Genomic DNA, 10,937 nt, shown 5'->3' with positions numbered 1-10,937 from the left:
TGATTCCCTCAGTTACGCCCGCGTCCCGCTTCCAAGGCCCTTTTGCATGTCCGATCCCCGTTACCAGGTCGACGTCAGCGTCGCCACCCGCTTTCTCGCTGAACAGTCGCAACCCGAGCACAACCGCTTCGCCTTTGCCTACACCATCACTGTGCGCAACAACGGCTCGTTGCCAGCCCGACTGCTGTCACGGCACTGGATCATCACCGACGGCGACGGACACGTCGAAGAAGTCCGTGGCGAGGGTGTGGTCGGTCAGCAACCGTTGATCGACGCAGGCCAAAGCCACAGCTACAGCAGCGGCACCGTGATGACGACCAAAGTCGGCACCATGCAGGGCACCTACCAGATGCTCGCCGAGGACGGCAAACGCTTCGACGCGGTCATCAAGCCCTTTCGCCTGGCGGTGCCAGGAGCGTTGCACTGATGGCCACGTATGCGGTCGGCGACCTGCAAGGCTGCCTCGACCCGCTCAAGTGCCTGCTGGAGCGGATCGCCTTCGACCCACGTGAAGACACCCTGTGGCTGGTGGGCGACCTGGTCAACCGGGGGCCGCAATCGCTTGAGACCTTGCGTTTCCTTTACGGCATCCGCGATTCGCTGGTTTGCGTGCTGGGTAACCATGACCTGCACCTGCTGGCGGCCTGGCAGAACATCGAGCGCCTGAAGAAGTCCGATACCCTGAAGGAAATTCTCGACGCGCCTGATTGCGTCGAGCTGCTCGAATGGCTACGCCAGCAGAAGCTCATGCACTACGACGAGGCGCGCAATATGGCGCTGGTCCATGCCGGCATTCCGCCCCAATGGTCTTTGCGCAAGGCGCTCAAGTGTGCAGGCGAAGTGGAGCAGGCGTTGCGCGATGACAACCTGTTCGGCCCGTACCTGGATGGCATGTACGGCAACGAACCGGTGAAGTGGGACAACGACCTCACCGGCGCTGCCCGCCTCAGGGTCATTACCAATTATTTCACCCGGATGCGCTTCTGCACCCGTGATGGCAAGCTTGATCTCAAGGGCAAGGAAGGCATCGAGACCGCTCCACCCGGCTATGCGCCCTGGTTCAAGCACAAGGAGCGCAAGACCCGTAACCTGAAGATCATCTTCGGCCATTGGGCCGCGCTTGAAGGCCAAAGCGACGAGCCAGGGGTCTTTGCCCTCGATACCGGCTGTGTCTGGGGCAGCGCGCTGACACTGATGAACGTCGACAGCGGCGAGTTGCTGCGCTGCGATTGCGACGAGAAGGGGCATGCCAGACCCCATCAACCGACCACTGCATCATTGCCGGCCGGCACTGCCATTTGATCGGCTTTGCTCTCAGGCCACAGGAGTCCCGTATGACCGAATTCAAACGCATCTCTCCCGAACAAGCCCAGGCCCTGCGTGAACAGGGTGCCGTCGTCGTCGATGTGCGCGACCCAGCCACCTTTGCGGCTTTGCATGTCAAGGGTTCCAAGCATCTGGACAACCAGTCCCTTCATGCCTTTATCCAAGCCGCCGACTTTGATGCGCCTACCGTCGTGGTCTGCTATCACGGCAACTCCAGCCAAAGCGCTGCCGCCTATCTGATCAGCCAGGGCTTCACCGATGTCTACAGCCTGGACGGCGGTTTTGAGCTGTGGCGCACGACTTATCCTGACGAAACAGCGCAAGGCACCGCTGAATAATTTTTTATGACAGCCAAGCCCACGAGAACCGCGGGCTTGGGCGATGGCAGACGAACGGTCTGCCATAACTAATTACGTATTCCACCTTTACCTCTCGGATTCCGAACTATCCTTAGCCTCAGGCCATCCAAAACAGGGGAGAGCCGGTACACCGGCGCGCGGGTCATCGGGAGTCAGCTTTCAGGAGCCAGTGTTCTTGAAAGCATTCTGGGGGGTAAACGGCAACTGGGTTCCCAGCGGCTGTCCAGCATCGACTGATTGATCCGACACCGGCTCCACGTATCGAGCGAGGTGACGTCATGAGTATTTTTAGCCACTTCCAGCAACGTTTCGAGTCCACGCGGCAGGAGGAGTACTCGCTGCAGGAATACCTCGAACTCTGCAAGCAGGACCGCAGTGCCTACGCATCGGCCGCGGAGCGTCTGTTGCTGGCAATCGGAGAACCGGAACTGCTGGATACCTCGACCAACTCGAGGCTCTCGCGGATCTTTTCCAACAAGGTGATTCGCCGCTATCCGGCCTTTGCGGACTTCCACGGGATGGAAGAATGCATCGAACAGATCGTTTCCTATTTCCGCCACGCCGCCCAAGGCCTGGAGGAGAAAAAACAAATCCTCTATCTGCTCGGCCCTGTCGGTGGCGGTAAATCGTCCCTGGCCGAGAAGCTCAAGCAACTGATCGAGAAAGTGCCCTTCTATGCCATAAAGGGTTCGCCGGTGTTCGAGTCCCCACTGGGGCTGTTCAACGCTACCGAAGACGGCGCGATTCTCGAGGAAGACTTTGGTATTCCCCGGCGCTATCTCAATACCATCATGTCGCCATGGGCTACCAAGCGCCTGGCCGAGTTCGGCGGCGACATCAGCCAGTTCCGGGTGGTCAAGCTCTACCCCTCGATCCTTAACCAGATCGCCGTGGCCAAGACCGAGCCCGGGGATGAAAACAACCAGGATATCTCTGCCCTGGTAGGTAAGGTCGATATTCGCAAACTGGAGGAATTCCCTCAGAACGACGCCGACGCCTATAGCTATTCGGGCGCGCTGTGCCGGGCCAACCAGGGCCTGATGGAATTCGTCGAGATGTTCAAGGCACCCATCAAGGTGCTGCACCCACTCCTGACTGCCACCCAGGAAGGCAACTACAACAGCACCGAAGGGCTGGGGGCGATTCCGTTCAGCGGCATCCTGCTGGCCCACTCCAACGAGTCGGAATGGCATACCTTCCGCAACAACAAGAACAACGAAGCCTTCATCGACCGGATCTACATCGTCAAGGTGCCGTACTGCCTGCGGGTGACCGATGAGATAAAAATCTACGACAAGCTGTTGTTCAACAGTTCGCTGTCCAAGGCCCATTGCGCCCCCGATACGCTGAAGATGCTGGCCCAGTTCACCGTACTGTCGCGCCTCAAGGAGCCGGAAAACTCCAACATCTATTCGAAAATGCGCGTCTACGACGGTGAAAACCTCAAGGACACCGATCCGAAGGCCAAGTCGATCCAGGAATACCGCGACAACGCGGGCGTGGACGAAGGCATGAATGGTCTTTCCACGCGTTTCGCATTCAAGATCCTGTCCAAGGTCTTCAACTTCGACCCTCACGAAATTGCCGCCAACCCGGTCCATCTGCTTTATGTACTTGAACAGCAGATCGAGCAGGAGCAGTTCCAGGCTGAAACCCGTGAGCGGTACCTGCGTTTCCTCAAGGAATACCTGGCCCCACGTTATATCGAGTTCATCGGCAAGGAGATCCAGACGGCCTACCTGGAGTCCTACAGCGAGTACGGTCAGAACATCTTCGATCGTTATGTGCTGTACGCGGATTTCTGGATCCAGGACCAGGAATACCGGGACCCGGAAACCGGCGAAATCCTCAATCGCGTGGCACTGAACGAGGAACTGGAAAAAATCGAGAAACCGGCGGGCATCAGCAATCCGAAGGATTTCCGCAACGAAATCGTCAACTTCGTGCTGCGCGCCCGGGCCAACAACAACGGCAAGAACCCGACCTGGCTCAGCTACGAGAAGCTGCGGGTGGTTATCGAGAAAAAAATGTTCTCCAACACCGAAGACCTGCTGCCAGTCATCAGCTTCAATGCCAAGGCCAGCAAGGAGGACCAGCAAAAACACAACGACTTCGTTACACGCATGGTCGAACGTGGCTACACCGACAAACAGGTGCGCCTGCTTTCCGAGTGGTACCTGCGGGTCCGTAAATCACAATAGCCAGCAACAAGCCGCAAGCGACAAGCTGCAAGAGGAAAGCGCGTGAACCCTGGAGCAGGGTTACTGCTTCTACTTGCAGCTTGCAGCTCACCACTTGAAGCTGCCCGGAGGGCACCCATGAGCTATGTGATCGACCGACGCCTGAATGGCAAGAACAAGAGCACGGTGAACCGCCAGCGTTTCCTGCGGCGTTACCGTGACCACATCAAGAAAGCCGTCGAAGAGGCGGTCAGCCGTCGTTCCATTACGGACATGGAGCATGGCGAGCAGATCAGCATCCCTGGCCGCGATATCGACGAGCCGGTGCTTCACCACGGCCGTGGCGGCAAGCAGACCGTCGTGCACCCGGGAAACAAGGAATTCACCACTGGCGAGCACATCCCGCGGCCACAGGGGGGGGGCGGCGGCAAGGGGCCCGGCAAGGCCGGCAATTCCGGCGAAGGCATGGACGAGTTCGTATTCCAGATCACCCAGGAGGAATTCCTCGAATTCATGTTCGAGGACCTGGAACTGCCGAACCTGGTCAAGCGCAACCTGACCGGTACCGACACCTTCAAGACCGTGCGCGCCGGCATCAGCAACGAGGGTAATCCGTCACGCATCAATATCATTCGCACCCTGCGTTCGGCCCATGCCCGACGCATCGCGCTGTCAGGCAGCAGCCGGGCAAAACTGCGCGAAGCCAAGGAAGAACTGGCTCGCCTGAAACGTGAAGAGCCCGACAATTTTGGCGATATTCAGGACCTGGAAGCGGAAATCGAGAAACTCAGCGCGCGTATCCATCGTGTGCCGTTCCTCGACACGTTCGACCTCAAGTACAACCTCCTGGTGAAACAACCGAACCCCAGCTCGAAGGCCGTGATGTTCTGCCTGATGGACGTTTCCGGCTCCATGACCCAGGCCACCAAGGACATCGCCAAGCGCTTCTTTATCCTGCTGTACCTGTTCCTGAAGAGGAACTACGACAAGATCGATGTGGTGTTCATCCGCCACCACACCAGCGCCAGGGAAGTCGACGAGGAAGAGTTTTTCTATTCCAGGGAAACCGGCGGCACGATCGTGTCCAGCGCGCTGAAACTGATGCAGGAGATCATGGCCGAACGTTACCCCGCCAATGAATGGAACATCTATGCGGCACAGGCGTCCGACGGCGATAACTGGAACGACGACTCGCCAATCTGTCGTGACATCCTGATCAACCAGATCATGCCGTTCGTCCAGTACTACACCTACGTGGAAATTACTCCACGCGAACACCAGGCCTTGTGGTACGAATACGAACGCATCGCCGAAGCCTTCTCCGATACATTTGCCCAACAGCAACTGGTCTCGGCCGGGGATATCTACCCGGTCTTCCGTGAACTCTTCCAGCGCAGGTTAGTGACATGACCGCCAAAAAAGAGCAGAAGCGCCAGCCCATTTCCACCGGCTCCGAATGGACATTCGAGCTGATCCAGGCCTACGACCGCGAAATAAGCCGTATCGCGGACCGCTACGCCCTGGACACCTACCCGAACCAGATCGAAGTGATCACCGCCGAGCAGATGATGGACGCCTATGCATCCGTAGGGATGCCACTGGGCTACCACCATTGGTCCTACGGCAAGCATTTCCTCAGCACGGAAAAATCCTACAGTCGCGGCCAGATGGGGCTGGCCTATGAGATCGTGATCAACTCCGATCCCTGCATCGCCTACCTGATGGAAGAAAACACCATCTGTATGCAGGCGCTGGTGGTGGCGCATGCCTGCTATGGCCACAACAGCTTCTTCAAGGGCAACTATCTGTTCCGCACCTGGACCGACGCCAGCTCGATCATCGATTACCTGGTGTTCGCCAAGCAGTACATCATGCAGTGCGAGGAACGCCACGGCATTGATGCGGTGGAGGACCTGCTGGATTCCTGCCACGCCCTGATGAACTATGGTGTGGACCGCTACAAGCGGCCTTATCCGATTTCCGCGGAGGAAGAGCGCCGACGCCAGAAGGACCGTGAAGAACACCTGCAAAAGCAGATCAACGATCTTTGGCGGACCATTCCCAAAGGCGCGGACAAGTACAGCGAGAAAGACAACGCGCGGTTCCCTGCCGAGCCCCAGGAGAACATCCTTTACTTCATCGAGAAACACGCGCCGCTGCTGGAACCCTGGCAGCGTGAAATCGTACGCATCGTGCGCAAGATCGCCCAGTATTTCTACCCTCAGCGCCAGACCCAGGTGATGAACGAGGGTTGGGCAACATTCTGGCACTACACGTTGATGAACGACCTGTACGACGAAGGCCTGGTCACCGATGGCTTCATGATGGAGTTCCTGACCTCCCATACCAGCGTGGTGTTCCAGCCAGGCTTCGATAGCCCCTACTACAGCGGTATCAACCCTTATGCCCTGGGCTTTGCCATGTACCGCGACATTCGGCGCATGTGTGAAGACCCTACCGAAGAGGATCGCCGCTGGTTTCCGGAAATTGCCGGCTCGGACTGGCTTTCCACGATCAAATTCGCCATGAGCAGCTTCAAGGACGAGAGTTTCATCCTGCAGTACCTTTCGCCCAAGGTGATCCGCGACCTCAAGCTGTTCAGCATCATGGACGATGATCAGAAAGACGACCTGCTGGTGCCCGCCATCCACGACGAGAGCGGTTACCGGGTCATTCGTGAAACCCTGGCGGCGCAATACAATCTCGGCAATCGCGAGCCCAACGTGCAGATCTACAGCATCGACCGTCGTGGTGATCGTTCCCTGACCCTGCGTCACCAGCAGCACAACCGCAAACCGCTGGGCGACTCCACCGACGAGGTCCTCAAGCACCTGCATCGGCTTTGGGGGTTCGACATCCACCTGGAAACCCTGCAGGGCGACCAGGTGATGAAAACCCACCATGTGCCGCCGCGCGGCGAACAAGGCGAAGGAGATTATGGGCGCCTGGACTTGGCCGTCATTCATCTTTGATAGCGTTTTCGCCTCCGAAGGGCCGCCTTAAAGGTTTATCCTGTCGGCCCAACGGAGGTTTTTTATGCAGATCTACAAAGTCGGCGGCGCTGTTCGTGATCGGCTGCTCGGCATCCCAGTCACCGATATCGACCGGGTGGTCGTGGGTGCCACCGCCGAGGAAATGCTGGCCAAGGGATTCCGTCCCGTAGGGGCTGATTTTCCGGTATTCCTCGACCCGAAGACCGGCGAGGAATATGCCCTCGCCCGCACGGAACGCAAGAGCGGCAGGGGTTATGGCGGCTTCGTGTTCCATGCCAGCCCCGAAGTGACGCTCGAAGAAGACCTGATCCGCAGGGACCTGACAATCAACGCCATGGCCGAAGACGACCACGGCAATCTCACCGATCCCTACCACGGCCAGCGCGATCTCGAAGCTCGCCTGCTGCGTCACGTTTCCCCGGCGTTTGCCGAGGATCCGCTGCGGGTTCTGCGAGTTGCCCGCTTTGCCGCACGTTATGCCCCGCTGGGTTTCAAAGTGGCGGACGAAACCCTCGTGTTGATGCGCAAGCTCAGTGAGTCTGGCGAGCTGGAAGCTTTGACTGCCGAACGCAGCTGGAAAGAAATCTCCCGCGCCCTGATGGAAGATCAGCCACAAGTGTTTATCCAGGTACTGCGCGACTGCGATGCCCTCAAGGTATTGATGCCCGAGGTCAATGCGCTGTTCGGGGTCCCGCAGCCTGAAGCCCATCATCCGGAAATCGACAGCGGCGTCCATACCTTGAGCGTGCTGGAACAGTCGGCGCTGCACAAACAGCCACTGACGGTCCGCTGGGCGTGCCTGTTGCATGACCTCGGCAAAGGTCTGACACCCGAGCATGAATGGCCAAGGCACATCGCCCACGAGCACAAGGGCCTGAAGCTGATCAAAGCAGTCAACGAACGCTTCAAGGCGCCCCGTGACTGCCAGGAACTGGCACTGCTGGTGGGTCAGTACCACACCCATGGACATCGCGCGCTGGAGCTCAGGGCAACCACTTTGCTTGAGCTGCTGCAGAGCTTTGATGTGTACCGGCGCCCCCAGCGTTTCGAGGAGTTCATTGCCGCATGCGAGATGGATGCGCGAGGGCGCAAGGGACTTGAGGAACGAAGTTACCCACAGGCTGATTACCTGCGGGGAGCTGCATCAGCGGCCCGCGGCGTGGCGGTGCAGCCGTTGCTGGAGAAGGGTTTCAAGGGGCCGGAACTGGGTGAAGCGATCAAGCGAGAGCGCCTCAGGGCGTTGAAAGCCTACAAGGAGGCGGCGAGCTGACGAAATGATCTCCGTTGAGGTCTTCGCTGAATATCCTGCCGTCTTCGCGAGCAGGCTCGCTCCCACATTGGCGCTCGTTGGAGCACAATTATGTCCACTGAATTTCCAAGGTGGGAGCGAGCCTGCTCGCGATGACGGCAGGCGCGTCACAGCAGATCTGGTGGCGTAAGCGACTGACCTCGCCACTCAAAAGCCACCGGCGCCAGCACCTGATCAATCTGTGCTTCTTTCCACAACGTGGAAAAGCTCTTGCCCACGCCCGGATGAATCCGGTCCGGCGCAATCAATGACAAAGGCCACAAGACAAAAGCATTCTTGAGAATTTCCGCGCGCGGTAGGACCAACCCATCGAAGTTGCCGACCTGCTCGCCATACAGCAGCACGTCGATATCCAGCGGCAAACCCTTGCGGTCCGGCGCGTAGCGGCCATTATCGGCCTCGATGAACTTGAGGCGGCGGTCCAGTTCCATCAGTGGAAGGTCGGTGAACGCCGACACGACGAAATTGAAGAACGGCCCGCTCTTGATACCCACCGGCTGACTTTCGAACACGGCCGAACAGCGCATATCCACCAGGAAACCGGCCAGAGCCTCAAGCCCCGCGCGCAAATGGATTTCACGTTCGATATTGCTGCCGAGCCCGAGAAAAACCTGAGTCAGCGACATCCGCGCTCGATCTCCACGCCAACGCCGGTAGCGGCCGGCACGGCCCCTGGCTTGGTCACTTTCAGGCGCAGCCAGGTGATCTTGAACTCATCCATGAGCTCTTGGGCCAGTCGCTCGGCAAAGGTTTCGACCAATTGGAACTGCGCCTGCTCGGCAAATGCCTGGATGCGGGCCGATACGCTGGCGTAGTCGAGGGCCAGGCTCAGGTCGTCGCCCGCAGCCGCCGGACGATTATCCCAGGCAAAACTCAGATCAAGCCGCAGGCACTGTCGGATGCCTCGCTCCCAGTCGTAGGCACCAATCACCGTGTCGACTTCCAGGCCTTCGATAAACACTCTGTCCAAGCTCTCTTCTCCGCAGCACGACAAGGGCGCGTTGCGCCGTTAGAATCAGGGGCTTCCTCGCCCGGAATAGCTAGCATGTTTTGGTCATTGGCGATCCTCGCCTACCTGCTCGGCTCACTGTCCTTTGCCATTTTGCTCAGCCGCCTGACCGGTCGCCCGGATCCGCGAATGAGTGGCTCAGGCAATGCCGGCGCCACCAACATGCTGCGCCTGGCCGGACGCAAGCTTGCCGTCCTGACCCTGCTTGGCGACCTTTGCAAAGGCCTCGTGCCGGTTCTGCTCGCCAGCCTCGCAGGGCTTTCGTTGCAGCAACAGGCCTGGGTCGGCGTCTGCGCGGTCATCGGCCATCTGTTCCCACTGTACTTCCGCTTTCGCGGCGGCAAGGGTGTCGCCACCGCCGCCGGCATGCTGCTAGGCCTGTATCCGCCTGCCGCCCTGCTTGCCGTGTGCGCCTGGCTGCTGACCTTCTACCTGACCCGCACCAGCTCCCTGGCCGCATTGATCGCCACACCACTGACCCTGCCTTTGCTGGCCTGGCAGGAACCGGCGGCGTTGCTGCCGATGACAACACTCGTTGCGCTGATCGTCTGGCGCCACCGGGGCAATCTACGCGACCTGTTCGCCGGGCGCGAACGGCATTTCTGATAACGCCTCACAGCGGTGAAAGTTGCTCCATGGGCCAGCGCGCCTGCACGCTGATCGCCAGGCTTTCCTGCTGCCCCGCTTGCAGGCGCTGGCAACCGGCAAAAGCAATCATCGCGCCGTTATCTGTACAGAACTCCGGCCGAGCGTAGTAAACGTCGCCCTTCATATCGCCGAGCATTTTCTCCAGGGACACCCGCAAGGCTTTGTTCGCGCTCACCCCACCGGCAATCACCAGGCGCTTGAGCCCAGCCTGTTTCAGGGCGCGCTTGCACTTGATCGTCAAAGTCTCCACCACGGCCTGCTGGAACGCCAGGGAGATGTCGCAACGGGCTTGCTCACTGTCGTCCCCGGCATTGACGCATTGTTGCCAAGTATTCAGTGCGAAGGTTTTCAGGCCACTGAAGCTGAAATCCAGTCCAGGCCGGTCACACATCGGACGCGGGAATACGAAACGTCCTTCAATGCCTTGAGTGGCAAGTCGTGCGATTTCCGGTCCGCCAGGATAATTGAGCCCCATCATCTTGGCGGTTTTATCAAAAGCCTCGCCAGCGGCGTCGTCGAGCGACTCGCCCATGAGTTGGTATTGGCCGATTCCATCGACCCGCACGAGCTGCGTATGGCCTCCGGATACCAACAAAGCGACGAACGGAAACTCCGGCGGCTGCGGCTCCAGCATCGGCGCCAGCAAGTGGCCCTCCATGTGGTGTACACCCAAGGCCGGAATGCCCCAGGCAAAGGCCAGCGCCTGGGCACAAGACGCACCGACCAACAGGGCGCCCACCAGACCCGGTCCGGCCGTGTAGGCGATAGCGTCGATCTCGGTCGGCACGCAGCCGCCTTCGGCCAGGACCTGGCGGATCAAGGGCAGCATGCGCTTGACGTGATCGCGTGACGCAAGCTCCGGCACCACGCCGCCGTACGCGCGGTGCAGGTCGATCTGGCTGAACAGCGCGTCGGCCAGCAGGCCACGTTCACTGTCGTAGAGGGCGACGCCGGTTTCGTCGCAGGACGTTTCTAATCCCAGTACTAGCATGGGTTGCGCCTTGTAGAGGCTGAATTCGAAGGCGCGCATAATAGTCGTCGCGTTGTGCCCCGACCAGCGGTTTTCGATCAGAGGCTTTGCATTCCGAGCGTTGAGGGGTTAACATCCGCAAC

General features: G+C 59.3%; 11 protein-coding genes. 8 read left to right on the top strand and 3 right to left on the bottom strand.

The genetic code is table 11. The features are described from left to right. The first annotated feature begins 46 nt into the window (after positions 1–46). The 7 genes from apaG to PSH78_RS02735 all read left to right on the top strand — a co-directional run bounded on the left by apaG (position 47) and on the right by PSH78_RS02735 (position 8,128). On the top strand, positions 47–427 hold the full coding sequence (gene apaG / locus PSH78_RS02765; RefSeq protein ID WP_305498400.1) for a Co2+/Mg2+ efflux protein ApaG: 381 nt from the start codon (positions 47–49) through the stop codon (positions 425–427). Next, positions 427–1,302 carry a symmetrical bis(5'-nucleosyl)-tetraphosphatase gene (locus PSH78_RS02760; protein WP_305498398.1) on the top strand — a complete coding sequence of 292 codons (876 nt, stop codon included), beginning with the start codon at positions 427–429 and terminating at the stop codon, positions 1,300–1,302. Before apaG ends, PSH78_RS02760 begins: the two co-directional genes overlap by 1 nt. 32 nt (positions 1,303–1,334) lie before the next feature. Then, on the top strand, positions 1,335–1,664 hold the full coding sequence (gene glpE / locus PSH78_RS02755; RefSeq protein WP_305498396.1) for a thiosulfate sulfurtransferase GlpE: 330 nt from the start codon (positions 1,335–1,337) through the stop codon (positions 1,662–1,664). A gap of 299 nt (positions 1,665–1,963) precedes the next feature. Next, on the top strand, positions 1,964–3,886 hold the full coding sequence (locus PSH78_RS02750; protein WP_305498395.1) for a PrkA family serine protein kinase: 1,923 nt from the start codon (positions 1,964–1,966) through the stop codon (positions 3,884–3,886). Between the two features lie 117 nt (positions 3,887–4,003). Next, positions 4,004–5,275, top strand: a complete 1,272-nt coding sequence (locus PSH78_RS02745; RefSeq protein ID WP_305498393.1) for a YeaH/YhbH family protein — start codon at positions 4,004–4,006, stop codon at positions 5,273–5,275. After that, positions 5,272–6,837: a SpoVR family protein gene (locus tag PSH78_RS02740; RefSeq protein WP_305498391.1), complete on the top strand. Its 1,566-nt coding sequence runs from the start codon at positions 5,272–5,274 to the stop codon at positions 6,835–6,837. The genes PSH78_RS02745 and PSH78_RS02740 overlap by 4 nt, the downstream gene beginning before the upstream one ends. A 64-nt stretch (positions 6,838–6,901) precedes the next feature. Further along, positions 6,902–8,128, top strand: coding sequence for a multifunctional CCA addition/repair protein (locus tag PSH78_RS02735; RefSeq protein WP_305498389.1), 1,227 nt, complete (start codon positions 6,902–6,904; stop codon positions 8,126–8,128). Positions 8,129–8,274: 146 nt separating this feature from the next. Here PSH78_RS02735 and folK read toward each other — a convergent pair whose 3' ends face one another. Both folK and folB read right to left on the bottom strand, forming a co-directional pair. Continuing rightward, positions 8,275–8,793, bottom strand: a complete 519-nt coding sequence (folK, locus tag PSH78_RS02730; protein ID WP_305498387.1) for a 2-amino-4-hydroxy-6-hydroxymethyldihydropteridine diphosphokinase — start codon at positions 8,791–8,793, stop codon at positions 8,275–8,277. Next, a complete protein-coding gene (gene folB / locus PSH78_RS02725) occupies positions 8,784–9,137 on the bottom strand; it encodes a dihydroneopterin aldolase (protein ID WP_305498386.1) in 354 nt (117 codons plus the stop codon). Before folB ends, folK begins: the two co-directional genes overlap by 10 nt. A gap of 75 nt (positions 9,138–9,212) precedes the next feature. On the opposite strand from folB, the gene plsY reads away from it, so the two are divergent. After that, positions 9,213–9,782: a glycerol-3-phosphate 1-O-acyltransferase PlsY gene (gene plsY / locus PSH78_RS02720; RefSeq protein WP_305498384.1), complete on the top strand. Its 570-nt coding sequence runs from the start codon at positions 9,213–9,215 to the stop codon at positions 9,780–9,782. A 7-nt stretch (positions 9,783–9,789) separates the two neighbouring features. On the opposite strand, the gene tsaD is transcribed toward plsY, so the two are convergent. Beyond that, on the bottom strand, positions 9,790–10,815 hold the full coding sequence (tsaD, locus tag PSH78_RS02715; protein WP_305501168.1) for a tRNA (adenosine(37)-N6)-threonylcarbamoyltransferase complex transferase subunit TsaD: 1,026 nt from the start codon (positions 10,813–10,815) through the stop codon (positions 9,790–9,792). Between the last annotated feature and the right edge of the window lie 122 nt (positions 10,816–10,937).

It is taken from the genome of Pseudomonas sp. FP198, assembly GCF_030687895.1.
In the GTDB taxonomy this organism is placed as follows: domain Bacteria; phylum Pseudomonadota; class Gammaproteobacteria; order Pseudomonadales; family Pseudomonadaceae; genus Aquipseudomonas.
This window is presented reverse-complemented; position numbering and strand designations above follow the sequence as displayed.